Source organism: Bradyrhizobium sp. RD5-C2 (assembly GCF_019972155.1).
Taxonomy (GTDB): domain Bacteria; phylum Pseudomonadota; class Alphaproteobacteria; order Rhizobiales; family Xanthobacteraceae; genus Bradyrhizobium.
In genome coordinates this window covers 398511-423698 of record NZ_BOVL01000022.1, presented here as the reverse complement: position 1 = coordinate 423698, position 25188 = coordinate 398511, and the positions used below count along the sequence as shown (strand labels likewise).

18 protein-coding genes are annotated in these 25188 nt (G+C 65.5%); 7 read left to right on the top strand and 11 right to left on the bottom strand.

Annotation, left to right across the window (positions count from 1 at the left end; translation table 11 throughout):
• Window positions 1–241 precede the first annotated feature (241 nt).
• Window positions 242–2107, bottom strand: a complete 1866-nt coding sequence (locus tag BraRD5C2_RS30715) for a feruloyl-CoA synthase (protein WP_223974913.1) — start codon at window positions 2105–2107, stop codon at window positions 242–244.
• A gap of 155 nt (window positions 2108–2262) precedes the next feature.
• Between BraRD5C2_RS30715 and BraRD5C2_RS30710 the strand changes: the two genes are divergently transcribed.
• Both BraRD5C2_RS30710 and atzF read left to right on the top strand, forming a co-directional pair.
• On the top strand, window positions 2263–2790 hold the full coding sequence (locus tag BraRD5C2_RS30710) for a MarR family winged helix-turn-helix transcriptional regulator (RefSeq protein ID WP_223974912.1): 528 nt from the start codon (window positions 2263–2265) through the stop codon (window positions 2788–2790).
• Window positions 2791–3027: 237 nt separating this feature from the next.
• Complete coding sequence (atzF, locus tag BraRD5C2_RS30705; RefSeq protein ID WP_463671637.1) at window positions 3028–4815, top strand: allophanate hydrolase; 1788 nt, start codon at window positions 3028–3030, stop codon at window positions 4813–4815.
• A 34-nt stretch (window positions 4816–4849) separates the two neighbouring features.
• Here the strand turns inward: atzF and BraRD5C2_RS30700 are convergent, their stop codons facing one another.
• From BraRD5C2_RS30700 to ugpB, 10 genes are all read right to left on the bottom strand, one after another.
• On the bottom strand, window positions 4850–5587 hold the full coding sequence (locus BraRD5C2_RS30700) for a GntR family transcriptional regulator (RefSeq protein ID WP_223974908.1): 738 nt from the start codon (window positions 5585–5587) through the stop codon (window positions 4850–4852).
• 29 nt (window positions 5588–5616) lie between these two features.
• Entirely contained in the window at window positions 5617–6009 is a 393-nt protein-coding gene (gene hpxZ / locus BraRD5C2_RS30695) for an oxalurate catabolism protein HpxZ (RefSeq protein ID WP_223974906.1), read from the bottom strand.
• A gap of 1 nt (window position 6010) precedes the next feature.
• On the bottom strand, window positions 6011–7408 hold the full coding sequence (locus BraRD5C2_RS30690; protein WP_223974905.1) for an AtzE family amidohydrolase: 1398 nt from the start codon (window positions 7406–7408) through the stop codon (window positions 6011–6013).
• A gap of 7 nt (window positions 7409–7415) precedes the next feature.
• Window positions 7416–7595 (bottom strand): DUF4089 domain-containing protein, encoded by a 180-nt coding sequence (locus BraRD5C2_RS30685; RefSeq protein WP_223974904.1) that lies wholly within the window; start codon window positions 7593–7595, stop codon window positions 7416–7418.
• Window positions 7596–7615: 20 nt separating this feature from the next.
• Window positions 7616–9427, bottom strand: a complete 1812-nt coding sequence (locus BraRD5C2_RS30680; RefSeq protein WP_223974903.1) for a dipeptide ABC transporter ATP-binding protein — start codon at window positions 9425–9427, stop codon at window positions 7616–7618.
• Between the two features lie 97 nt (window positions 9428–9524).
• Window positions 9525–10424 (bottom strand): ABC transporter permease, encoded by a 900-nt coding sequence (locus BraRD5C2_RS30675; protein ID WP_223974902.1) that lies wholly within the window; start codon window positions 10422–10424, stop codon window positions 9525–9527.
• 4 nt (window positions 10425–10428) lie between these two features.
• Window positions 10429–11442: an ABC transporter permease gene (locus BraRD5C2_RS30670; protein ID WP_223974901.1), complete on the bottom strand. Its 1014-nt coding sequence runs from the start codon at window positions 11440–11442 to the stop codon at window positions 10429–10431.
• A 300-nt stretch (window positions 11443–11742) separates the two neighbouring features.
• A complete protein-coding gene (locus BraRD5C2_RS30665; protein WP_223974900.1) occupies window positions 11743–13365 on the bottom strand; it encodes an ABC transporter substrate-binding protein in 1623 nt (540 codons plus the stop codon).
• A 231-nt stretch (window positions 13366–13596) separates the two neighbouring features.
• Window positions 13597–14547, bottom strand: a complete 951-nt coding sequence (locus tag BraRD5C2_RS30660) for an aminoglycoside phosphotransferase family protein (RefSeq protein ID WP_223974898.1) — start codon at window positions 14545–14547, stop codon at window positions 13597–13599.
• A gap of 164 nt (window positions 14548–14711) precedes the next feature.
• Window positions 14712–16031 (bottom strand): sn-glycerol-3-phosphate ABC transporter substrate-binding protein UgpB, encoded by a 1320-nt coding sequence (ugpB, locus tag BraRD5C2_RS30655; RefSeq protein WP_223974897.1) that lies wholly within the window; start codon window positions 16029–16031, stop codon window positions 14712–14714.
• Between the two features lie 182 nt (window positions 16032–16213).
• Here ugpB and BraRD5C2_RS30650 point away from each other — a divergent pair, with 182 nt between their 5' ends.
• The 5 genes from BraRD5C2_RS30650 (at window position 16214) to polA (ending at window position 25052) form a co-directional block, all read left to right on the top strand.
• The gene (locus BraRD5C2_RS30650) at window positions 16214–17203 is read left to right on the top strand and encodes a TRAP transporter substrate-binding protein (RefSeq protein ID WP_223974896.1); all 990 of its coding nucleotides are present in this window, start codon (window positions 16214–16216) and stop codon (window positions 17201–17203) included.
• 97 nt (window positions 17204–17300) lie between these two features.
• On the top strand, window positions 17301–19292 hold the full coding sequence (locus BraRD5C2_RS30645; RefSeq protein WP_223974991.1) for a sensor histidine kinase: 1992 nt from the start codon (window positions 17301–17303) through the stop codon (window positions 19290–19292).
• Window positions 19262–21010 carry an ATP-binding response regulator gene (locus BraRD5C2_RS30640; protein WP_223974895.1) on the top strand — a complete coding sequence of 583 codons (1749 nt, stop codon included), beginning with the start codon at window positions 19262–19264 and terminating at the stop codon, window positions 21008–21010. The genes BraRD5C2_RS30645 and BraRD5C2_RS30640 overlap by 31 nt, the downstream gene beginning before the upstream one ends.
• The gene (locus BraRD5C2_RS30635) at window positions 21007–21744 is read left to right on the top strand and encodes a response regulator (RefSeq protein ID WP_050425909.1); all 738 of its coding nucleotides are present in this window, start codon (window positions 21007–21009) and stop codon (window positions 21742–21744) included. The genes BraRD5C2_RS30640 and BraRD5C2_RS30635 overlap by 4 nt, the downstream gene beginning before the upstream one ends.
• A 269-nt stretch (window positions 21745–22013) precedes the next feature.
• A complete protein-coding gene (gene polA / locus BraRD5C2_RS30630) occupies window positions 22014–25052 on the top strand; it encodes a DNA polymerase I (RefSeq protein ID WP_223974894.1) in 3039 nt (1012 codons plus the stop codon).
• Window positions 25053–25188 lie beyond the last annotated feature (136 nt).

The following is a 25188-nucleotide window of genomic DNA, read 5'->3' as shown; positions in this document are numbered from 1 at the left end:
CGGCGCGAGGCCCCAGGGAACCGGTGCCAACGGCTCAAGTGGGGTCCACCAGACGTGCCACAAATTCGGTGTCGCCCCGGCCTCCGAGCCGGGACCCATAACCACCAATGCTGATTATTTCACGCCGGCGGAACGACGACCTTTGTACACAAAGTCGGCCGCAGAGTATGGGTCCCTGCTTTCGCAGGGACGACGGCGATGTGCGTGGCCTCCTCCCAACACCCTACCGGTACAAATCACGTCACGACCCCGCGCAGCGGATCGCCTCACCCGACGCGTCGTCCTCCAGCACTGCCACCGCCGCGGCGCGGCGCGTCAGCACGGCGCGCTGGTTGATGTAACCCTTGTCTGTGATCTCCCCGCCGTCGACCGAAGCGGGCTCGGCGAGCAGCAGCGCCCGGGTGGCATGGCCGGAGGAATGGCCGCCCTGCGCCTTCAATCGTGCCAGCCCCTGCCCGATCGCGGAACGGACCGCCGGATGGCTGATCACCTCCCTCGCGTCGGCGCCCTCGGGCAGTCCCGCCAGCGAACGGCAGGCGGCGAGGTTCGGGAACACCAGGAAGCGGACCTCGTCGCGGCCGTGGCCGGTGACGACGATATCCTGCGCGAGCGGCGCCAGCGCCGCGATGCCGGCGACGCGCAGGGTGCCGACGCTGACCCAGGTGCCGGAATTGAGCTTGAAGTCCTCCGCCACCCGGCCATCGAAGAACAGGCCGAGATCGGGCCGGTCGGGATCGGCGAAGGTGACGGCGTCGCCGATCTTGTAGAAGCCTTCGTCATCGAAGGCCTCTCGGGTGAGTTCGGGCGCCTTCCAGTAGCCCGGCGTGACGTTGGGCCCGCGCACGCGGACCTCGAGCTTGTCACCCGACGGCACGAGTTTCAGCTCGGTGCCGGGAATCGGCACGCCGATATTGCCGGAGCGCTCTGCCAGGAAATGACAATCGGTCGCCAGCGGCGAGGTCTCGGTCGAGCCCCAGGCCGACACCATCGGCAGGCGTCGTCCCACGGTTTGCAGCGACAATTCCTCCAGCGCGTCCCACAGATTCTGCGGCAGCGCCGCGCCGGCATAGAAGGCGAATTTGGTGCCTTCGAAGAACTTGCGGCGCAACTCGTCATCGGTGCGCAGTGCCGCGATCAGCATGTCGAAGCCGCGCGGCACATTGAAATAGACCGTCGGCACCACGCTGCGCAGATTGGCGAGCGAGGCCGCGAACAGGCCGGGCGCCGGCTTGCCGCTGTCGATATAGAGCGTGCCGCCGTTGCGCAGCACCAGATTGAAATTGTGGTTGGCGCCGAAGGTGTGGCTCCAGGGCAGCCAATCTAGGATCACCAACGCCTCGCGGGACTGCTCGAGGAATGTCCAAGTCTGCGCCTTGGCCTGCTGGCTCGAAGTCAGCATGCGCTGGGTGTTGATCACGGCTTTCGGCGTACCGGTCGAGCCCGAGGTGAACAGGAATTTCGCGATCGTGTCCGGCGTCACCGTGGCAAAGGCGATGGCGACATCAGGCGATTCAGGCGTCGCCGCAACAGCGCGGAACGGCAACGCATCGGCATCGTCCGGATTGCCGCTGACGATGGTCGCCCGATGCAGCGGTGCGATCGCGGCAAGCGCCGCCGCGAACGGTTTTGTGCCCACAACATAGATCGCGCCGGGATCGAGCAGGCTGATCATGCTCTTCAGCTTGTCGAAATCTTTCGACATCAGGGAATAGGCCGGCGAGATCGCGGCCGAGGGCACGCCGACATGCTGGGCGGCGAGCGCGAACAACGCGTGATCGATGCCGTTATCGGCGAGAATGACAAGCGGCCGCTCGCTGTTCAGCCCTTGCAGCAGGATCCACGACGCGGCCCGCCGCACGATTCCGAGCGCATCGCGATAGCTGACGGTGCTCCAAGGCACCTCGGCGCTGGCGCGCTCACCGAGGAAGATACGTTCCGGCGCCTGCCGCGCCCAATGCTCGAGCCAGTCGCCGACGCAGCGGGCGCTTGGTTTCAACGGCGTGGTGGAGCGGACCAGGATGCTGTCATCCCCGCGGCTGACGGCAACGATCGCGGGCGTCGCGAACAGGCGGTCCGGATCGTCTCCGCTGGCAGCAGCCGTCGTCATGATTTCCTCCTCGCCCGTATCTTATCAGGTTCGCGCTGCAACATGGTGCGGCGCCGCGGTCCCGGTCGGGCTCTTTGGTCATAATGTTGCGGACATCAATTGTTGTCGTCAACAACAATCTTTCTCTCGCGACGCCGTCGCGCTAGCCTTGAGGCATGGCGATCAAGCAACAGACGTCGCGCAAGGCGGCAGGAACCGGAGCGGCAATCCGCCGCCCCCAGACACGCGCGGCGAATGACCGGACGCTCGGCGATGCCGGCGACGACATCGGCCTCGACGCGTTGGTCGGCCACGCCGGCTATGTGGTGCGGCGCTTTCAGCTCTGGATCTTCCAGGACTTCGTCAAGACGCTGGCGACCGTCGATATCCGTCCGACGCAGTATTCGGTCATGACCGTGATCGGGGCCAATCCGGGCCTCAGCCAGATGGCGGTCGCGAAACGGCTCGGGATCGAGCGCGCGCGGCTGGTGCATCTGCTCGACAGCCTGGAAGAACGCGCCTTCGTCAGCCGGATCCCTTCTGCAACCGACCGCCGCTCCCACGCGCTGCATCTGACCGGGCGCGGCAAGACCGCGCTGGCGCAATTCAAGCGGCTCGCCGCCGAGCACGAGCGGCACGTCGCCGACAAGATCGGCAAGGAAAACCGCGAACAACTGCTGCGGATCCTCGCCTGCTTCACCTGATTGATCGACCGGATTTCGGCCTGGTCACGCCTGCCTTTAAATTGAGCAGGCACGTTCTCGCGCGAATCTGCTTCAGCTCCCAGCGACCATTTCAAGCAACTGATATTGTGCAATAATCCGTCGCGCCGCCGGCGCAGGTAAATTGTACACAATGGCACATTGCTTGCTTCGATCAGGCGGCAATTCCCTCGCGGCAGGCATCCGATGCCTCACCGCGCCAGAGACGAGGCCAACCACGTGACTGAAACTGTCGCCGCGATCGTTGCCGCACACCGCGCCGGGACCATGACGCCGGCGCAAACAGTGGCGCGCAGCTACCAGCGCATCCGCGAGCACAACGACCCCGCCATCTTCATCAGCCTGCGCGAAGAGAAGGACGCGCTCGCCGAGGCCGCGCGGCTTGCTGACCCGACGCTGCCGCTCTACGGCGTGCCGGTCGCAGTGAAGGATAATATCGACGTCGCGGGGCTGCCGACCACCGCCGCCTGCCCGGCGTTCTCCTACCTGCCGGCACAGGATTCCACAGCGGTGGCAAAACTGCGCGCGGCCGGCGCCATCATCATTGGCAAGACCAATCTCGACCAGTTCGCCACCGGCCTGGTCGGCGTGCGCTCGCCCTACGGCATTCCCAAAAATCCCGTACGCGGCGATCTCGTGCCGGGTGGATCGAGCTCGGGCTCCGCAGTCGCGGTCTCGGCGGGCCTCGTGCCGCTGTCGCTCGGCACCGACACCGCGGGCAGCGGCCGCGTACCGGCGATGCTCAACAACATCGTCGGACTCAAGCCGAGCCTCGGGCTGATCTCCAACGCGGGGCTGGTGCCGGCCTGCCGCACGCTCGACTGCATCTCGGTGTTCTCGCTCACCGTCGACGATGCGCTGGCCGCGCTCGCGGTGATGGCGGGGCCGGATGACGCCGATCCGTTCTCGCGCGACCGGCCGCTGGCAGCGATCACACCGTTTCCGGCCAAGCTGAAGCTCGGCATTCCGAAGAGCGTCCAATTGATCTTCTTCGGCGACCGCGAGGCCGAGAAGGCCTATGGCGAAGCCTGCAAGCGTTGGCGGGCGCTCGGCGCCGAACTCGTCGAATTCGATCTCGAGCCTTTCTACGAAACGGCGCGGCTGCTCTATGAAGGCCCGTGGGTTGCCGAGCGCTATCTCGTGATCCGCGACCTCCTGGCGTCGTCGCCGGACGCGATCCACCCGGTGACACGCGAGATCACGATCGGCGGCGCGCGGCCCACCGCGGCGGATACCTTCTCCGCGTTCTATCGCCTGCAGGCGCTGCGCCGCGTTGCCGCGCGCACCTTCGCGCAGTGCGACGCGATCGTGCTGCCGACCGCGCCGACGGTCTATTCCACGACTGACGTGCTCGCCAACCCGATCGAGCTCAACTCGCGGCTCAGCGCCTACACCAATTTCGTCAATCTGCTCGATCTGTGCGGCCTGGCGCTGCCGGCGGCGATGCGGCCCGACGGCGCGCCGTTCGGCATCACGCTGCTCGCTCCAGCCGGCCGCGACGCCGAGCTTGCCGGTATCGGCCGTGTCTTCCACGCCGACACCGGGCTCGCTGTCGGCGCCAAGGCGGTGCCGCAGCCGCCGCTTGCCGCGGTCCCGGCGCAGGCCGGCGCCGATGAGATCACGATCGCGGTGGTCGGCGCGCATCTCTCCGGCATGGCGCTGAATCATGAACTGACCACGCTCGACGCGCGCCTGCTGGAGGAGACGCTCACCGCAGCGGACTACAAACTCTACGCGCTCGACACCACGCCATCGAAACCCGGCATGCTGCGCATCGAGCCGGGTGCGGGTCATGCGATCAAGCTCGAGCTGTGGGCGATGTCGCCGGCCGCGTTCGGCACATTCGTCGCCGCGATCCCGCCGCCGATGGCGATCGGCACGCTCCGGCTCGCCGACGGACGGTACGTCAAGGGCTTTATCGTGGAGCCCGCCGCGATCGCCGGCGCGAAGGACATTTCGGCCTATGGCGGCTGGCGGGCGTTCATGGCGGAGAAGGCGAAGGGATAACCGACTTTCCTGCCGTCATTCCGGGGCGCGCGACCTACACCGACACCGCGTAGGTCTCGTACTCCCCGCGCACCTGCTCGATATGGGCGCGCATCGCAGCCGCAGCACCTGGCTTGTCGCCGCGCATGATAGCTTCGACGACGCGGTCGTGCTCGGCGTGGGATTTCGCCAGCCGCCCGAGGTTGCGGAACTGGGCGCGGCGGAACGGCTGCACGCGCACCCGCGTCGCGAGCGTGATCTCGGCAATATAGGCGTTCTGCGAGCCGGCATAGATCGCGTTGTGAAAGCGCTCGTTGACCTCGTGGAAGCGGTCGGGATTGCCGGTGTAGCTCAACACCCGCAGTTCCTCATGGACCGCCTCGAGCGCGTGGCGCTCCGCTGCAGACATCCGCTCGGCGGCAAGGCCGGCGCACATCGCCTCGAGCTCGGCCATCGCCTCGAACATGCCGGTGAGCCGCTCGAGCGAGGGCCGCGCGACCACCGCGCCGCGGTGCGCGCGCGCGTCGATCAGCCCGCTGGCGGCGAGCTGTCGCAGCGCCTCGCGCACCGGTGTGCGCGACACCTTGAAGCGGCGCGCCAGATCGGTTTCATCGAGCCCGGCGCCCGGCGGCAGCGTGCCGCGCACGATCTCGTCGGCGAGTTGCAGCCGCAATTCTTCGGCGCGGGTGGTCTTGTCGACCAGAGACGACGCGCGATCGACACGCCGCACCAGCGGCTCCGGCTCGGTGCCCTGCGGCTGCGGAGCGCGGGTCGGAAGATCGTCCAGGCTCATGGCTGAAACGCCCTTTCAATCACCCTGGTTCAAGCCCCCTTTGGTTCATCGATGACGCTGACATGGGCGGCGACGATTCTCCAGCCCTCAGGGAAGCGAATCCATGTCTGCATCTGCCGCCCCACTCGGCCCGGCGTGCTGTCCCGATAGAACAGCGTCGAGGCGATCGCGGTGTCGCGGCCATAAGTCGTGATCACGGTGCGGTCGATCTTGCGCATCAGCCCGGCCGCCGGCCGCCCCGCGCGAAACGCCGCGATCTCGCCGTAGCCATAAAGGTTCTCGCCGATGCCATAGCGCAGCGTCCGGCTATCGTTACGGAATAGCTCGTCGAGCACGGCGACATCGTTCGAGACCAGCGCCTTCTCGTAACGCTCGAACTGCGCGGTGACCTCGGCGAGCACGTCGGGAAGATCGATTTCCATTTTAGAGTCCTCTTGGCGCGGGAGCCGCCACGACACCCATCTGTTCCAGCGCGTAGGCGACCCGCAGCGCAATGTCCTCGCGCCATGGCGCCGCAATGATCTGCACGGCGATCGGCATCGGTTCAAGCGGGACCGGCACGGCGGCCACCGGCAGGCCGATGAAGGAGATCGGCTGGGTGTGGATACCGATATTGGGACGCACCGGAAGCTCGACCCCGTCGAGCGTGAAGGTGGCCTGACCGATCTTCGGCGCGGTGCACGGCGTTGCCGGCGCCAAGATCACGTCGACCGACTGGAACAGCTCCAGCACCCTAGCGCGGTACCAGCGGCGGAATTTCTGCGCCTTGTCGACATAGACTGCCGGGATCATCGCGCCCGCAAACAAGCGGTCGCGCACCGGCGGATCAAAGTCGTTTGGACGCTTGCGCAGCCGATCGAGATGCAGCGCGGCGCCCTCGGTGGTGGTCATGATGAAGGCGGCCGCGCGGGCGCGCGCCGCTTCCGGCAGCTCCACTGTCCGCGTCGCACCGAGCGCCTTTGCCACGCGCGCGACCGCTTCGACGGCCTCCGGCAGCAGATTCTGCTGGAAATAGCCGCCGGCGATCGCTACGCGCAGCCGGCTGACATCATTGGCAAGCAGCGGCACGGTCGGCTCGACCGACTGCACACTGCAGGCGGGATCATCGGCATCAGGCCCCTGCATGACGTCATAGGCGAGCGCGAGATCCTTCACGTTGCGCGCAAACGGACCGAGGTGATCGAGGCTGGCGACGAACGGAAAGGAGCGCGCGCGCGACAACCGGCCATAGGTCGGCTTCAGGCCGAACGTGCCGCAGAATGACGACGGCACCCGGATCGAGCCGTTGGTATCGGAGCCGAGCGCGATCGGCACCAGCGCGCCGCCAACGGCGCTGCCGGAGCCGCCCGAGGAGCCGCCGGCCATCCGCGTCGGATCATGCGGATTGCGCGACGGACCGTCATGCGCGTTCTCGCCGGTGAAGTCGTAGGCGTATTCGCCCATGTTGAGTGCGCCGACCAGCACGGCGCCGGCTGCTTCCATCCGCTCGATCAACGTGGCATCACGCGGCGACGGAGGCAGGTCGCGATTGATCTTCGAGCCGGCGCGGGTCGAGAGGCCCTGCACGTCGAACAGGTTCTTCACCGCGAACGGCACGCCGGCAAGCGGGCCGGCCGGTTGGCCCGCCGCGATCGCGGCATCGACCGCCTTGGCCCGGGTGCGCGCGCGATCGGCGGTGACGTCGGTGAAGGCATTGAGGATCTTGTCGTGCACAGCGATCCGGGCGAGCGCAGCCTCGGTCGCAGCAAGCGCCGTGATCTTGCGGCTCGATACGGCCTGCGCGATTTCGGCGGCGGACATAGCAGCGGGAGTTTCGGACATCGCGATCTCAGGTCGAATAGACGGCGGCCGACGCGACGTCGTCAGGCAGCGGGAAGTCATCGACCAGCCGCGCCAGCCGCAGCGCGACCTCGAGATTTGCGCGCACCGCCGGACGCCAGGCGTCTTCCAGCGGCAACGCCATCGTCCGGGCGACGGCGGTCATGTAATCGTCGAGATGATCGTCCATTTCGCTCCCAGTACGTTTTTTCAGGCTACCGGCAACGGCGGATGCGGGATCGCCGTCAGCAGCTCCCTTGTATAGGCATCCTGCGGATTGCCCAAGACGTCATCGGATGCGCCCTGCTCGACGATGCGGCCGCTGCGCATCACGATGACGCGATCACACAGCAGGCGCACCACGTTGAGATCGTGCGATACGAACAGATAGCTCATGCCCATCGACTGCTTGAGGTCCTGCAGCAGATTGAGCACAACCGCCTGCACCGAGACGTCGAGCGCCGCGGTCGGCTCGTCGAGGATGACGAGCTTCGGGTGCAGCGCGATCGCGCGCGCGATGCCGACACGGGCCTTCTGGCCGCCGGAGAGCTGGTGCGGAAAACGATCCAGCAGATTGACCGGCAGACCGACCAGCCGAGCGAGTTCCTCGCAGCGATCGCGGAGCGCGTCGCGCCCCCTGATATCGCCGAGCTGCATGATCGGGTCCACGATGGCGCGCGCCGCGGTGAAGCGCGGGTTGAGGCTGTCGGTCGGATCCTGGAACACCATCTGGATCTGGCTGCGCCGCGGCAACCGCGCGAAGGATTGCGGCATGATGCCGCCGATGTCTTCGCCGTCGAACATGATGCGGCCGGAGGTCTGGTCCAGCAGCCGCATCACCATCATCGACGTCGTCGACTTGCCGCAGCCGGATTCGCCGACCAGCCCGACACTCTCGCCATGGTCAATCGAGAAGCTGATGCCGTCGACGGCACGGAAGATGTCCTCCTCGACCGGCGGCTTGCGGCCGAACAGTTTTGCGAGCACCGAGCCCGCGCCCTGGCGAGGGTATTCCTTGACGAGCTTTTCGACTGACAGGAGGGGTTCTCTCTTCTCGTCACCCCCGGGCTTGACCCGGGGGTCCATCGAGGAAGGAGCATCCCGCGAAGATTGATGGATGGCCGGGCATAGGCGAGCGGAAGCGACGCCGTCCTTCGGACGGCTATGCCCGGCCATGACGGGCGGAGATGTTGGCGCCTCCTCCGGCAGCAGATCGCGCAACGACACCCCGATCCGCGGCGTCGCGCGCATCAGCTTCTTCGTATAATCGTGCTGGGGCGCGGCGAAGATGTCGGCCGACTTCGCGGTTTCGACCACGCGGCCCTTCTCCATCACGATGACGCGGTCGCAGTAGGCGGCGGCGAGGCCGAGATCATGCGTGATCAGGATCGTCGACATCGACCGGCGCCGGGTCAGTTCGACGATCAGGTCCATCACCGCCTTCTGGGTGGTAACGTCGAGGCCGGTGGTCGGCTCGTCCGCGATCAGAAGCTGCGGATTGCAGGCCAGCGCCAGCGCGATGACGACGCGCTGGCACATGCCGCCGGACAGCTCGAACGGATAGGTATGATAGCGCTCGCGCGGACGCGCGATCTTGACCTGCTCCAGCGCCTCGATCGCCTTCTCGCCGCGATCGGTGACCTGTGCCTGCTGCACATGCTGGCGCAGCACGTCCTCGATCTGGTGCCCGACCTTGCGGATCGGATTGAGCGCGGCGCGCGGATTCTGGAAGATCATCGAGACTTCGCGGCCGCGCAGATCGCGCATCTGGCTCTCGGTCGCCGCCTTCACATCAATGCCGGAGAACATCACCGAGCCGTCGGCGATCCGGCCGGCGCGGTCGAGGATGCGCATTACGGCATATGACGTCACCGACTTGCCGGAGCCGGACTCGCCGACGATGCCGACGGTCTCGCCCTTGCCGACGGAGATGTTGACGTGCTGCACCGCCTTGACGATGCCGCGACGCGTCGTGAACTCGACCGTGAGGTCGCTGACGTCGAGCAGGGGCTGGGCGGTCATGCGCGGCTCCCCTCATGCGAGGGGGCATCCAAAAATCCGCAAAACAACCCCATGCAAAGTAGCGAAACGGTAGCGCAACACCGCGTTGAGACAGCCATCACGTCCTCCGCTGCGGGTCGACGATGTCGCGCAGGCCGTCGCCGAGCAGGTTGAAGCAGAACACCGCGATCATCAGCGCAAGGCCCGGAAACAGCGCGATCCACCACTCGCCTGAGACCATGAAGCCCGCGCCCTCGGCGACCATGATGCCCCACTCCGCGGTCGGCGGCCGCACGCCGAGGCCGATGAACGAGAGTCCCGCGGCATTGAGGATCGCATAGCCCATGGTGAGCGACATCTGCACGATCATGATCGGCATGATGTTGGGCAGGATGTGTCCGAGCAGGATGCGATATTCTCCGTTGCCGGACAGCCGCGCCGCCTGCACGAAGCCGGCGTTGCGGCGGACGTTGGCTTCGGCGCGTGCGACGCGGGCGTAGAGCGGAAAGTTCACGATCGCGGTGGCGATGATGATGTTCTGCACGGTGTTGCCGAGCGCCGCGACGATGCCCATCGCCAGCACGAACAGCGGAAACGCCATGATGGTGTCGGCGATGCGGCCGACGATGCGATCGGTCCAGCCGCCGAAATAACCGGCGGCGATGCCGGCCAGCCCGCCCATCAGGAACACCAGCACGACGGAAGCCACCGCGATGAAGGTGTCGAGCCGCGTCGCCACGATGACGCGGCTGAAGATGTCGCGGCCGAGCTGGTCGGTGCCGAACCAGTGCGCGGCGGACGGCGGCTTCAGTGCGGCCGCTGTGTTCGAGGCAAGCGGGTCATACGGCACCACGTAGGGCCCGAACAGCGCGGCGAACATGATCAGGATCAGCAGCGCGAAGGCAAAGCCGGTGACCTTGTTTTCGCTCAGGACATAGCGGGTCTGCTCGATGATTGCGGCGAGCCCGGATGTCCGCGCAGGACCGACAGGCTCGACCGTTGGCGCAACGGAGCTCATGGTTTCAACCCTCCAGCCGCACGCGTGGATCGATCACGCCATAGAGGATGTCGATCAGGAGATTCAGCAGCACGTACATGACCGCCATGGTGAGGACAAAACCCTGCACCGGTGCGAAATCGGACGCGATCAGCGCCTCGACCGCGTAGGAGCCGATGCCGGGCCAGGCGAACACCTTCTCCACCAGCACATTGGCCCCGAGCAGGAAGGAGAACACCATGCTGAGCGTGGTGATGACCGGCAGCATCGCGTTGCGGAAGGCGTAGGTCACGATCACCTTGCCGGGCGACAGGCCGCTGGCGCGCGCGGTGCGGACGAAATCGGACGCCAGCACCGCCAGCATCGAGGCGCGCGTCATGCGCGCGATCGGCGCCAGCGAAAAGATCGCGAGCGTCACCGCCGGCAGGATCAATTGGCTGAACGCCGAACGGAACGCCTCGAAGTCGCGCGCGATGAGTGTGTCGATGAGATAGAAGCCGGTGACGGTCGGCGGCGTACTGTAGAACACGTCGAGCCGGCCGAGCGGCGCCGGCGACCAGCCGAGCCGGAAGTAGAACACGTAAACCAGCACCAGCCCGGTGAAGAACACCGGCAGCGACACGCCGGCCGTCGTGGTGACGCGGCAGAGATGATCTATCCAGGAGCCCGGCCGCGTCGCCGCCAGCACGCCGAGCGGGATCGCGATCACGATCGAGACAACGAGGCCGAGCAGCGTGAGTTCGGCCGATGCCGGCAGGCGGTTGCGCAGCTCGGCGGCCACCGGCTGCCCCGTGGTGAGCGACGTGCCGAGATCGCCATGGGCGAGATCGTTGGTGTAGCGGACGAACTGCTCGATCAGCGGCTTGTCGAAGCCGAGCTTCTTCCTGATCTGGTCGACCGCTTCCTTGGTTGCCGCTGGCCCAGCGAAATACGCCGCCGGATCGCCCGGCAGCGCGCGGGTCAGCAGGAACGTCACAATCACCACCCCGATCAGCGACGGGATCGCAAACAGCAGCCGCTTGCCGATGAGGGTCAGCATGGCGTGCTCCTGATGGCATCAGGCAAAGCCACAACGGGACTGTCAGGGCTCCCTCCCCCCTTGTGGGGGAGGGTTGGGGAGAGGGGTGCCGCTTGCTCCGATGCCAAACAGAACGCTCCGCTGATCCGCGCGTGATGCTGCGAATGGTTGGGCACGATCTCGGTCGATGTCGTTCTTTCGAGTATGCGGCTTACCCCTCTCCCCACCCTCCCCCACAAGGGGGGAGGGAGCCTGAGAGATGTGGCCACCTCACTACGAGGCAAACACGCGAGATCGTCGCGGACTGCGCGCATCACACCCTCACCCCTTCGCCATCGCGCGATAGTCGAGGCGGCGGTGGAACCAGTATTGGTAGCCCGAGATGTTCTTCTGCATCGCGACGTTGACGAACGGCTGATAGAGCGGGATGCGCGGAATGTCGGTGTAGGCGAGATCGACGAAACCCTTGACGTCGGCGTCGTAGGCCGCGGTGTCGCCGTTGGCGGCGGCGATGCGCGCGCCGTCGATGAGTTTGTCCATCTCCGGCGACTTGTAGCTCATCGTGTTGAAGATCGAATTGTTGCCGTGATAGCACCAGTAGAAGAAGTACTCGGGGTAATCGAGCCAGCCCGAGAACACGTTGGTGAACAGCGGCATTTCCTTCTTGGTGAGCTCGGTGCGCCAGTTGGCGCCGGGCACCTTGTTGATGGTGGTCTTGATGCCGAGCTGCGCGAGGCTCTCCTGCACCAGCACGCAGAGCGGCTCGTTGACTCCTGCGAAGTTCAGGTCGAACGAGATCGTGGTCTCGAAGCCGTTGGCGTAGCCGGCCTCGGCTAACAGCGCCTTGGCCTTTTCCATGTCGGTGTTGTATTTGGTCGGCTGCGGCCAGGCGACCTCGGTCGGCTTGTCCTTCGGTGCGCCGAACATCGGGTTGGCGAGACCGAACAGCACCGCATCCATGATCTTCTGGTACGGCATTGCATAGGCCATCGCCTGCCGCACCTTCGGATTGTCGAACGGCGGCTTGGTCACGTTCATGCCGATGTACTGGATGCCGTTGGAGAACGGCAGCGAGACCACGTTGAGCTTGCCGTTCGTCTTCATCTCCTGGAAATCCTTGAACGGCAGTTCGTAGGAGATATCGGCATCGCCGCGTTCGAGCAGCGCGCGGCGGTTGCCGGCCTGCGGCACCATGCGCCAGATCACGCGCTTGATCTTGGGCATCGGGCCGGAGACCCAGTCGTCGTTGCGCTCCATGACCACTTCGGTGCCCGCGGTCCATTTGGTCACCTTGTAGGCGCCGGAGCCCGCAGTCTGCTGCTTGGTGAATTCGAGGCCCCACGGATCCTTCTCGCTGGCGTTCTTCTTCACCAGCTCGGAGTTGACGACGCAGGGCACGATGACAGCGAGGTCGGGGATCGTGAGCTTGTCTTTCTTGAGGAAGTCGACGCGCACGGTGTGGTCATCGACGACGACGAACTGCTCGGGCTTGGTCAGCGAGCCCGCGCTCATCTGGAAGGTCGGGAAGCCGCCGACGCTGACGGCACGGTCGAGCGACCATTTGACGTCCTTCGCCGTCACCGGCGTGCCGTCGTGGAATTTGGCGTTCTTGCGCAGCTTGAAGGTGACCGACATGTCGCCGATGTTGAAGTCCTCGGCGAGCTCGGGCTTGAACTTGTCGCGGTCGTAATAGGGCACGCCGCCCGGACCGCTCTTCATCTCGTGGCTGATCAGCCGGTCGTAGCAATTCCACGACACCTCATAGCCGGGCACGTTGGTGCCGACGCCGTGGATATCGAGATTGTTGGGACCGCCTTCGGAGACGATCAGCAGCGTCTCGGAGCGCGCGTCGGCCTTGGCCGGCGACCAGATCGCGGGCGCGGTCGGCGCCAGCGCCCCCGCTGCCAGTCCAGACACCGATTTGAGGAAATCGCGACGCTTCATGTGATGCTCCAACGCCCTTGAGAACGGCCTTGGAACTCAGATCGCAAGGATTGTGCCAACCCTTAACGAAACCTTATGAGGCGATAACACACTGGAGATATAGGAGAAATTGCCGAAGGTATCTTGTTCTGACGTCAATTAGGACGGCAAGCATTGCATACAAAGAAGAGCTATCTGCTCAATAGATAGGCGCACCATAGATATTGCTCGCTTTCTGACCGGCGACCGACGTCAGTCGGGCCAAACCAACTCCTGCAACTGCACGAGATCGTCGACCCGGTCCGGCCAGCCCGCGATGCAGATGTGCCGGAGCGGATCGCTGGCCGAGTGCAGCATCATGAGCGCCAGCAGCCGCCGCTTCAGCGTGAAAGTCACCTCGCTGCGCGGGATGCCGTAGCCATCGAACAGGCTGCGCACGCGGCGCGGATGACCGGCGGCCATGAAGGCGCTGGGACCGAGCAGATCGTACTCGCCCCACCCCGTCCGAACGTCGCCGAAGTCGAAAAGGCCGGCGACGTGCCAGCCGTCGGGGCGGCGGCCGAGCAGGAAATTCTCCGGAATGTACTCGCCGGTCAGGATCACCGGCGGCGCGTGCATCGGGATCAACTCAGTGGCGTCACGCAGGAGATCGTCGAGCGAGGTGAGGAATTTCGCCGGCAGGCCGAGCCGCTCATGCCGCGCCCGGCACTGCGCGATCTGTCCGCGCATGAAGGCCTCCCAGCGCGGCTCGATCGCAAGCAGGCTGCCGGGCGGCACGCGCTGCACTTCGGCAATCACGGCGCCGATCTCGCCGAGCACGCGCTCGCGCTCGGCTTCCGGCAGCGACGGCCACACCTCCGAGCCGACGGTGCCGGCGAGGCGCGTGATGACGAGATAGGGCCAGCCGTCGCGCTCGCCCTCCGCAACGAGATCCGGGATCGGAATGCCGAGCCGTCCGCGCAGCTCGGCAAGCGCGCCGCGCTCGGACGCGAATTGCGGGCGCAGAAACGGCGGAAACAATTTCAGGATCAGCTCACCGTCGAGCCCGACGACGAGGTTGGTGCCGGTCGAGAACACATGCGGCGTGCCACAGGACAGCCCGTGGCTGTCGGCGATATCGCGCGCGACCGGCAGCCAGCGCGACGTGTCACCGCGCCAGGCGCGGTAGGTGTCGTAGTCGGTGATGGGCGGAAGGGATATCATTTCAAGGAATCTCGTAGCGGAATCTATCTCCCGTCATCCTGAGGTGCGAGCGGAGCGAGCCTCGAAGGATGCACGGCCCGACTGGTGGCCGTCGACCCTTCGAGACGCCGCTTCGCGGCTCCTCAGGGTGACGGAAAAGAAAGCGAGCGGACTGGATGTGCCCCTCACCGGTCCGGGTTGGCGCGCTCGAACTGGCGCAGCAGGCGGTTGCCGCGCTCGACGGCGTTGTCCATCGCTGCCTGCGCCGAACGCTTGCCGGCGAACACCTGCTCGAGCTCCTCCTCGATCACGTCGCGGATCAGGACGAACGAGCCGAGCCGAATGCCCTTGGAATTGTCGGTCGGCGGCTTCAGCGTGACCTCCTCGATCGAGATCGAGGCACCTGGATTGCGCTCGTAGAATCCCTGCGTACGACTGAGATCGAATGCGGCGCGGGTGATCGGCAAATAGCCGGTGTTCTGGTGCCAGGCGGCCTGCACCTCCGGCCGCGACAGATAGGCGAAGAATTTTGCCACCCCCGCATATTCGGCGCGCGGCCGGTCGCGCAGCACCCACAGCGTCGCACCGCCGATGATCGAATTCTGCGGCGCGCCCTGCACGTCAGGCTCATACGGCATCATGCCGTAGCCGACCTCGAATTTCGAATTGGCCTGGATGTCGGCGCGCGTGCCTGACGAGCCGATGAAGATCCCGCATTCGCCCTTTTGAAAACGCGGCTCGGCCGCCTGCCCGCGGCCGCTGTAATCGAAGGTCTTGTCGGCCTGCCATTGCGCCAGCTGCGCGATGTGGCGCAGCACGATCGGGTTGTTGAAGACCAGCTGCGCGTCGAGCCCGGCAAAGCCGTTGGACCTGGTCGCGATCGGCAAATTGTGAAAGGCGGAGAAGTTCTCGACATTGATCCAGGACGGCCATGACGTGGTCACGCCGCACATCGCACCCGCGGCACGCAGTCGTTTGGCGGCGACGCCGAGCTCGGGCCAGGTCTTCGGAGGCACGCTCGGATCGAGCCCGGCGGAGCGGAACATATCCTTGTTGTAATACAGGATCGGCGTCGAGGCGTTGAACGGGAACGACAGCATGTTGCCGTCGACATCGGCATAGTAGCCGGCCACCGCGGGCAGATAGGCCGACGGCGCGAACGCCGCCGACTGATCGCGCATCAGCTCGAACACCGGATAGATCGCGCCGCGCGCCGCCATCATGGTTGCGGTGGCAATCTCGTTGACCTGAACGATCGCCGGCTGGCTGCGCGAGCGGAACGCGAAGATCGCCGCGGTGACGGTCTCGGTGTAGTTGCCCTTGTAGGCCGGCACGATCCGGTAGTCGGATTGCGCGGCGTTGAAGTCGGCGGCGAGTTTTTCGAGCTGCTTGCCGAGCTCGCCCGACATCGCGTGCCACCACATGATCTCGGTCGCCGCTTGCGCTGGTGCCACAAGCAGAAGGGTCGCGACGGCGAGATACAACAGCTTCAAGGCGAACTTCACAACGAGTCGTTCCCGGATGCCAACACGCGGTCATACGGCGCTACAACCGTAAATTCAATCGACACCGCAGGTTGCAGCGCCGTTCTAGCGTTTGGCCGATGGGCGAACCACTGCCATTCTGCTAAAAGCGTTGAACCTTTTGCTCCCGCCCTGGACACAAATCACAAGGGGAATTGTAACCAGTGTACCGCCGCGCCGGCCTTTCGCGGACAATAACGCTTGCCGTCGCGCTGTTATGCACAGCGGTCTCGACGAGCGCTTTTGCGCGCGAATTCCGCACCGCCGATACCCAGAATGAGGACTATCCGACGGTCCAGGCGCTGAATTACATGGACCGGCTGATCGCCGAACGCACCGGCGGCCGGCACCACATCGTGGTCTTCCATTCCCGCCAACTCGGCGAGGAAAAGGAGACGCTGGAGCAGACCCGGGCCGGCGCCATCGATCTGAACCGGACCAATGTCGCGCTGATCGGAACCATGGTGCCTTCCGTGAACGTGCTGGCGATGCCGTTCCTGTTTCGATCCCTTGAGCACCTGCAGCATGTGCTGGATGGACCGATCGGCAACGACATCCTGAACAGCCTCGAGGCCCACGGCTTCGTCGGGCTGACCTTCTACGATTCCGGCGCCCGCTCGATCTACAACAGCGTCCACCCGGTGCGTTCGCTCGACGATCTCAAGGGGCTGCGGCTGCGGGTGCAGCAATCCGAGCAGATGTCGGACATGATCCACGCGCTTGGTGCCCAGCCGATCCAGATGGCCTACGGCCAGGTGCTGACCGGGCTCGCCAACCGGCTGATCGACGGCGCGGAGAACAACTGGCCGTCCTTCGTCACCACCGGCCACTACAAATACGCCGGCTACTACACCCTGACCCAGCACACCGTGAGCCCCGAAGTGCTGGTGATGTCGCGCAAGGCCTGGGCCAGCCTCACGCCGGATGAACAGATCATCTTCCGCGAAGCCGCGCAGCGCTCCAGCCTCTACATGCGCGAGAAGTGGCGGGAGCTCGAGGAGCGCTCGCGCAAGCAGGCGGAGCTGGCGGGCGTCAAGGTCGTGACCGATTTCGACCGCAAGCCGTTCGAGGCAGCGGTGGCCGGCATCTATGCCAAGGCGGAGCGCGATCCGGCGATATCAGCGCTGATCGAACGCATCCGCAATATGGAGTGACCGGATCTTGGACGCGCCCAAACAGGACGGGACGAAGCGACGGCGGGCGGCCTTTGGGCCGCAGGGCCGTTTCCGCATCGTCCAGCTCCTGCGTGCGGTGCCTATCCGCTGGCGCATTCTTTCGATCGCGCTGCTCAATTCCGCGGTCGTGATCGTGCTCGCGGTGCTGATCTGGAACGGCGCGAAGGTGCTCGGCTCAGCCTGGGACGATGTCCGCCAGGTCCGTGAATCCGACAAGATCCTGGCCAAGCTCGAAAGCGAGACCAGCCGTCTGCAGAACCTGATCCATCGCTACATCAACCAGCCGAGCCCGGACCTGTTCGCGGAAATCCTGCTGCTGCGCGAAGCCGTGCTCGGCACGCTGACCAACCGGGCCTCGACCGACCCGATGCTGTCGGGCTCGGTCGAGCAGCTCGAGCGCGTCACCAGCCGCTTCCTCGACGGCTTCGGTGAATTGCGCACCGTGCAGACCAAGATCTCCAAGACCTATGACGAAGAGGTGCTGACGCCGACCAGGGACATGGCCGGGCTCTATTCGATCATCGAGGGCGCCACCGGCCATCGCGACGCGCTGATCTGGCCCGCGCTCGGCAAGTCGCGCGAAGCCTTCACCTCGCTTTTGGTCGCCGCCAACGCCTACTATCTCTCGCTGGCCTCCTCGTCGGCCGAGGAAGCCCGCCGCAACATCGATACGATCGAGAAGACGATCCCCGTCATGACCGATATGGCCGAGAACGATCTGCAGCGCATGGCGTTGGCGCGGCTCAAGGTCAAGACCGCCGAGCTGCGCGACGGGCTCGGCAAGCTCAGCGAACAGCTCACCAACCGCACCGATCTGTTGCGCAACTCGATCGACGCCAGCCAGGCCGACGCGATCGGCGCGATCGACGATCTCTCGGTGAAGATGCGCCAGCGCGAACAGAAGGCGCAGGAGACCTTCGACAGGACGCTGACGTCGATCTCGCGCCGGGTGCTGTCGATCGCCGTGATCTTCCTCGGCGTCATCATGTCGGCCGGCGTCATGATCGCATTGTCGATCCGGCTGCCGCTGGCGCAGATCATGGCCGCGATGCGCACCATCACCTCGGGCGACCTCGACCGGCCGGTGCAGGGCACCTCGGCCAAGGACGAGGTCGGCGCCATGGCGCGTGCGGTCGAGGTGTTCCGCGAAAACGCCATCGCCAAGCGCAAGACCGAGGACGAGCTGCGCACCGCCAAGGAGAAGGCCGAGAGCGCGCTGCTCGAGCTCAACGCCGCCCAGCAAAACCTGATCGATGCCGAGCGCCTCGCTGCGCTCGGCGGCCTCGTCGCGGGCGTCGCCCACGAGGTCAACAATCCGATCGGCATCAGCCTGACGGTCGCCTCGAGCTTTGCCCGCCGCAGCGAGATGTTCGAGAACGATCTGAAGACCGAGCCGCTGCGCCGCTCCAAGCTCGACGAATTCGTGCGCGCCTCGCGTGACGCATCGCAACAACTGGTCTCCAACCTGCAGCGCGCCGGCGAACTGATCCAGTCGTTCAAGCAGGTCGCGGTCGATCGATCGCATGCCGAACGCCGCCAGTTTGCCTTGAGCGAAGCGACCGACCAGATCGTGGCGAGCCTGCGGCCGGTGCTGAAGAAGGCCGCCATCGCGCTGTCCGTCGATGTGCCCGACGGGCTCCTGATCGACGGCTATCCCGGCGCCTATGGGCAGATCTTAACCAATCTTTTCCTCAACGCTGTCAATCATGCCTTCGCCAACGGCCGCTCCGGCAACATCGCGATCTCGGCGCGTGGCCGCGGCGCTGACGACGTCGAGATCATCTTCGCGGACGACGGGGCTGGCATGACGCCGGACGTGCAGCGGCAGGCGTTCGACCCGTTCTTTACGACGCGCCGCAACGAAGGTGGTACGGGCCTCGGCCTCCATATCGTCTATAACCTCGTCACCCAGCAACTCGGCGGACGCATGATGCTGGAGTCAAGGGTAGGACAAGGCACCACTTTTCGCATTATCATGCCCAGGATCGCCAAGGGTGAGCCCACGATCACTGACGCAGCAGCCGACGGAACCAGTCAATGGCCGAACAGGACGATGTCCTCCAACTGATCGACGACACCGAGAGCCCCCCGGAGGACTCGCCGGTACGGAAATGGAAGATCGCCGTGATCGACGACGATCACGCTGTCCACGAAGGCACCCGTTTTGCGCTCAGCGACTACAATCTGAACGGCGCGACGCTGGAGATCCTGTCGGCCTACTCTGCGGCTGAAGGCCGCACGGTGATGCGGGACAACCCCGACATCGCAGCCGTGCTGCTCGACGTCATCATGGAGACCGACGTCGCCGGCCTCGAGCTCGTCGAATACATCCGCAACGAGATCAAGAACGAGACCGTCCGCATCATCCTGCGCACCGGCCAGCCCGGCCAGGCGCCGGAGCGGCGTGTCATCGTGCAATACGACATCAACGACTACAAGGCGAAGACCGAGCTCACCGCCGACAAGCTGTTCACCTCGCTGACCGCGGCGCTGCGCAGCTACCAGCAGCTCGAGCGCATGGTGCAGACCAGGCGCGGCCTCGAGATCATCATCGACGCGGCTTCGACGCTGTACGACTTCAAGTCGATGCAGCGGCTGGCCGAGGGCGTGCTGACGCAACTCGCCTCGCTGCTCAATGTCGATTGCGCCGGCATTCTGGTGCTGCGCGACGACGGCAATTCGGCCGCCGCCGATTTCTCTGTGCTGGCCTGCTCGGGCTGCTACAGCCGCTTCATCGGCACGACGTCCTCGAAGGCGCTCGATCCCGACCTGCGGCACATGGTGGAAGAAGCCTTCCAGCGCCGCAAGAACGAGTTCGCCGACCACCGCAGCGTGCTCTATTCGCGCACCGGCAGCGGCCGCGAGGTCGTGGTGCTGCTGCAGGCCGAGCGCCAACTCTCCGACACCGACCGCGCGCTGGTCGAGATCTTCTCGAGCCGGCTGTCGATCGCGTTCGACAACGTGATCCTCTACCAGCAGCTTCACGAGGCCAACAGCCAGCTCGAGGACCGCGTCGCGCAGCGCACCCGCGCACTGATGCAGGCCAACCGGCGGCTGTCGGCGCAATGGCTGCGGCTGCAGCGCGCCAACGGCTTCAAGAACGAAATCCTCGGCACCGTCGCCCACGATCTGAAGAATCCGCTCGGCGTGATCCTCGGCCGTACCGAGATGCTGACCGAATTGATCGGCGCCGGCTCGCCGAAGGAAAGCGTCACCTCCCAGGTCGAGCACATCAGGGACGCCACCAAGCGGCTGACCTCGATGGTCGACCATTTGATCTCGGATGCGATGGCCGACGCCTTCGACATCACCATCCGCCGCGAGCCGGTCGACATCGCGGCCCTCGTCAACGAGGTCACCGAGGCCAATTTGCCCTCGGCCGTCAACAAGCAGCAGAGCATCTCCGTCTCAGGACCGCAGCACTTCGTCACGATGTGCGACTCCGACCGGATTCGCGAGGCGATCGACAATTTGGTCAGCAACGCCATCAAGTACTCGCCGATCGGCGGCAAGATCACGGTCACGGTCAGCCATGAGGGCGAAGACACCGTGATCCGGATCGCCGACCAGGGCCCCGGCCTCAGCCCCGAGGATCTCGGCCGGCTGTTCGGCCGGTTCCAGCGGCTGTCGGCCAAGCCGACCGCGGGCGAGAGCTCGACCGGGCTCGGCCTTTCCATCGTCAAGCGCATCATCGACATGCATGGCGGCCATGTGACCGCACAGAGCCCGGGCCCCGGACAGGGGTCGACCTTTACGGTTACACTGCCGGCGACAGAGACATCATGAACCAGAACCCGCATATCTTCATCGTCGACGATGAGGCGCCGGCCCGCGAGATGGTCGGCGATTACCTCAAGATGCACGGTTTCGGCGTGACGCTGTGCGATGGCGGCAAGAGCCTGCGCAAGGAGATCGAGAGCAGCACGCCCGATCTCGTGGTGCTGGACCTCAATATGCCCGAGGAAGATGGCCTGTCGATCATTCGCGACCTCAAGAGCAAGATCAACGTCCCCGTCATCATGCTGACAGCTACTGCCAGCCCGATCGACCGTGTCGTCGGGCTCGAGCTCGGCGCCGACGATTACGTGGCCAAACCCTGCGAACTGCGCGAGCTGATGGCGCGCATCCGCTCGGTGCTGCGGCGGAGCGGCCCCGCGAAATCAGCTGCACCGGAACCGGCGAGCGCCAAGGCCGAAAAGGAGCAGCTGGTGCGGTTCGGCACCAAATGGCTCGATCTCGAGGCCCAGGCGCTGCGCGACGACGAGGGCAATGAGCACCCGCTGACCGCCTCCGAATTCGGCCTGCTCAAGGTGTTCGCGGCCAATCCGAAGCGCGTGCTGTCGCGCGAGCGGCTGCTGGAACTCGCCAATGCGCGCGACGCGGAAGCCTTCGACCGCGCCGTCGACCTGCGCATCATGCGCATCCGCCGCAAGATCGAATTCGACCCGACCAAGCCGTCGGTGATCCGGACCATCCGCGGCGGTGGCTACCTGTTCTCGCCGACCGGGGATAAGGCGTAGCCTTCTCGGCGTCGTCCTGGCGCTGTTCCCGTCGTCCCCGCGCAAAGGCTTCGCCTTTGTCGCTGGAGGAGCCGCGCAGCGGCGTCTCGAAGGATGCACGGCCCGGTGGTGGCCGTCGATCCTTCGAGACGCCTGCTTCGCAGGCTCCTCAGGATGACGGGACTATGCTCTGCATATCATCCTCGAATTTATCGATTTGGCTGTGCGGCACACCCGGAATCCACACATGTAAGGCTGTCAATCCGCGCAAAAATCCCTAAGTTTCGGCCATGCCGAAAACAGCCTCCCAAGACCCCGCCAAATCAGCCCCGAAGACCGCAGCCAAGCCCGTCGCCGCCAAGCCTGCGGCGAAGGGCGACCACGTCTTCCTGGTCGATGGTTCGGGCTACATCTTCCGCGCCTATCACGCGCTGCCGCCGCTGAACCGCAAGTCCGACGGGCTGCAGGTCAATGCCGTGCTCGGCTTCTGCAACATGCTGTGGAAACTGTTGCGCGACATGCCGGAGGACCACCGGCCGACCCATCTGGCGATCATCTTCGACAAGTCGGAAATCACGTTCCGCAACAAGCTCTATCCCGATTACAAGGCGCACCGGCCGCCGGCGCCCGACGATCTGATCCCGCAATTCGCGCTGATCCGCGAGGCGGTGCGCGCCTTCGAGCTGCCCTGCCTCGAGCAGGCCGGCTTCGAGGCCGACGATCTGATCGCGACCTATGCGCGGCTCGCTACCGAGCGCGGCGCGACCACGACGATCGTGTCATCGGACAAGGATCTGATGCAGCTCGTCAACGACAAGGTCGTGATGTACGACACGATGAAGGATCGCCGCATCGGCCGCGACGAGGTGATCGAGAAATTCGGCGTGCCGCCGGAGAAGGTGGTCGAGGTGCAGGCCTTGGCCGGCGATTCCACCGACAACGTGCCCGGTGTGCCCGGCATCGGCATCAAGACCGCAGCCCAGCTGATCATCGAGTATGGCGATCTCGATCAGCTCTTGTTCCGCGCCGGCGAGATCAAGCAGCCGAAGCGGCGCGAGGCGCTGCTGGAGAACGCCGAGAAGGCGCGCATCTCGCGCCAGCTCGTGCTGCTCGACGACAAGGTCGATCTCGAGGTGCCGCTCGACGACCTCGCGGTGCACGAGCCCGACTCGCGCCGGCTGGTCGCCTTCCTCAAAGCGATGGAGTTCTCCACCCTCACCCGCCGCGTCGCCGACTATGCGCAGATCGACCCGGCCAATGTCGATGCCGATCCCGGCAACAAGAGCGGCGCCAGCGTGTTCTCGCCGCTGCCGCCGTCGGACGTGACGCCGGCACCGGGAGACGCTCCGACATCGGCCGCGGCACCACCTGCGAAGGCCAAGCCGACCGGTGCACGCGACGACAAGAACTCCAGCCTGAAGGGCACGCCGGCAGCGCTGGCCGAGGCCCGCGGCGAAGCGATCCGCAAGACCGGCTTCGATCGCAAGGCCTACCAGGCGATCGGCAGTCTCGATCAGCTCAACGCCTTTATCGCGCGCGCACACGACACCGGCTACATCGCGATCGAGGCGATGTCGGAATCGATCGATCCGATGCAGGCCGAGCTGTCGGGACTGGCGCTCGCCGTGGCGCCGAACGATGCCTGCTACATCCCGCTCAGCCACCGAGAGCCTGGCGGCGGCGCCGGGCTGTTCGATGCCGGCCTCGCACCCGGCCAGATCAAGACCGCCGATGCACTGAAGGCCTTGAAGCCGCTGCTGGAGTCCGCCGGCATCCAGAAGGTCGGCTTCAACGTCAAGTTCACCTCGGTGACCTTGGCGCAGCACGGCGTCACGCTGCGCAACATCGATGACGCGCAGCTGATGTCCTACGCGCTCGATGCGGGCCGCGGCTCGCACGCGCTGGAGGCGCTCGCCGAGCGCTGGTTCGGGCATGCCGTCGTCAGCTACGGCGGCCTCGTCGGCAGCGGCAAGGGCAAGCTGACTTTCGATCAGGTCACGATCGACAAGGCCACCGAATATGCGGCCGAAAGCGCCGACCTGATCCTGCGGCTGTGGCGGGTGCTGAAGCCGCGCCTCGTCGCCGAGCGGATGACGACGGTCTACGAGACGCTGGAGCGGCCGCTGGTCTCGGTGCTGGCGCGGATGGAGCGTCGCGGCATCTCGATCGACCGCCAGGTGCTGTCGCGGCTGTCGGGCGATTTTGCCCAGACCGCGGCGCGCGTCGAGGCCGAGATCCAGGAGATCGCCGGCGAGCCGGTCAATGTCGGCAGCCCGAAGCAGATCGGCGACATCATCTTCGGCAAGATGGGATTGCCCGGCGGCACCAAGACCAAGACCGGTGCCTGGTCGACCACCGCGCAGGTGCTCGACGATCTCGCCGAGCAGGGCCACGACTTCCCGAAGAAGATCCTGGAATGGCGCCAGGTCTCGAAGCTGAAATCGACCTACACCGACGCGCTGCCGAACTACGTCAACCCGCAGACCCACCGCGTGCATACGACTTACGCACTCGCTGCGACCACGACGGGCCGGTTGTCGTCGAACGAGCCGAACCTGCAGAACATCCCGGTTCGTACCGAGGACGGCCGCAAGATTCGCCGCGCCTTCATTGCAACACCGGGCCACAAGCTGGTGTCGGCCGATTATTCGCAGATCGAACTGCGGCTGCTCGCCGAGATCGCCGACGTGCCGGTGCTGCGCCAGGCGTTTCGCGACGGGCTCGACATTCACGCCATGACGGCCTCCGAAATGTTCGGCGTGCCGATCAAGGACATGCCGAGCGAGGTGCGCCGCCGCGCCAAGGCGATCAATTTCGGCATCATCTACGGCATCTCGGCGTTCGGCCTCGCCAACCAGCTCGGCATCGCGCGCGAGGAAGCCTCGGCCTACATCAAGAAGTATTTCGAGCGCTTCCCGGGCATCCGCGCCTACATGGACGAGACCAAGGACTCTTGCCGCCGCAACGGCTATGTGACGACACTGTTCGGCCGCAAGATGTACTACCCGGATATCAAGGCGTCCAACGCCTCGGTGCGCGCCTTCAACGAACGCGCCTCGATCAACGCGCGCCTGCAGGGCACCGCGGCCGACATCATCCGCCGCGCCATGATCCGGGTCGAGGACGCGCTCGCCGAGAAGAAGCTCTCGGCGCAGATGTTGCTGCAGGTGCATGACGAGCTGATCTTCGAGGTACCCGACAACGAGGTCGCAGCGACGCTGCCCGTGGTGCAGAAGGTGATGCAGGACGCGCCGTTCCCGGCCGTGATCCTGTCGCTGCCACTGCAGGTCGACGCCCGCGCCGCAAACAATTGGGACGAGGCACATTAGCTTTCTTCGCCTCTCCCGCTTGCGGCGGGTGGGGGCTCTATCCGCTCAAAGATTCTACGTGGAGACACCCCCACCCCGCCCTCCCCCGCGAGCGGGAGAGGGAGCCCTCGCATCTCGCTCGCTGTCGACATTGCTC

Coding starts and splice junctions, on each gene's coding strand:
- BraRD5C2_RS30715 (WP_223974913.1), bottom strand. CDS start 2,107: ATGACGACGGCTGCTGCCAGCGGAGACGATCCGGACCGCCTGTTCGCG.
- BraRD5C2_RS30710 (WP_223974912.1), top strand. CDS start 2,263: ATGGCGATCAAGCAACAGACGTCGCGCAAGGCGGCAGGAACCGGAGCG.
- BraRD5C2_RS30700 (WP_223974908.1), bottom strand. CDS start 5,587: ATGAGCCTGGACGATCTTCCGACCCGCGCTCCGCAGCCGCAGGGCACC.
- hpxZ (WP_223974906.1), bottom strand. CDS start 6,009: ATGGAAATCGATCTTCCCGACGTGCTCGCCGAGGTCACCGCGCAGTTC.
- BraRD5C2_RS30690 (WP_223974905.1), bottom strand. CDS start 7,408: ATGTCCGAAACTCCCGCTGCTATGTCCGCCGCCGAAATCGCGCAGGCC.
- BraRD5C2_RS30685 (WP_223974904.1), bottom strand. CDS start 7,595: ATGGACGATCATCTCGACGATTACATGACCGCCGTCGCCCGGACGATG.
- BraRD5C2_RS30680 (WP_223974903.1), bottom strand. CDS start 9,427: ATGACCGCCCAGCCCCTGCTCGACGTCAGCGACCTCACGGTCGAGTTC.
- BraRD5C2_RS30675 (WP_223974902.1), bottom strand. CDS start 10,424: ATGAGCTCCGTTGCGCCAACGGTCGAGCCTGTCGGTCCTGCGCGGACA.
- BraRD5C2_RS30670 (WP_223974901.1), bottom strand. CDS start 11,442: ATGCTGACCCTCATCGGCAAGCGGCTGCTGTTTGCGATCCCGTCGCTG.
- BraRD5C2_RS30665 (WP_223974900.1), bottom strand. CDS start 13,365: ATGAAGCGTCGCGATTTCCTCAAATCGGTGTCTGGACTGGCAGCGGGG.
- BraRD5C2_RS30660 (WP_223974898.1), bottom strand. CDS start 14,547: ATGATATCCCTTCCGCCCATCACCGACTACGACACCTACCGCGCCTGG.
- BraRD5C2_RS30640 (WP_223974895.1), top strand. CDS start 19,262: ATGGCCGAACAGGACGATGTCCTCCAACTGATCGACGACACCGAGAGC.
- BraRD5C2_RS30635 (WP_050425909.1), top strand. CDS start 21,007: ATGAACCAGAACCCGCATATCTTCATCGTCGACGATGAGGCGCCGGCC.
- polA (WP_223974894.1), top strand. CDS start 22,014: ATGCCGAAAACAGCCTCCCAAGACCCCGCCAAATCAGCCCCGAAGACC.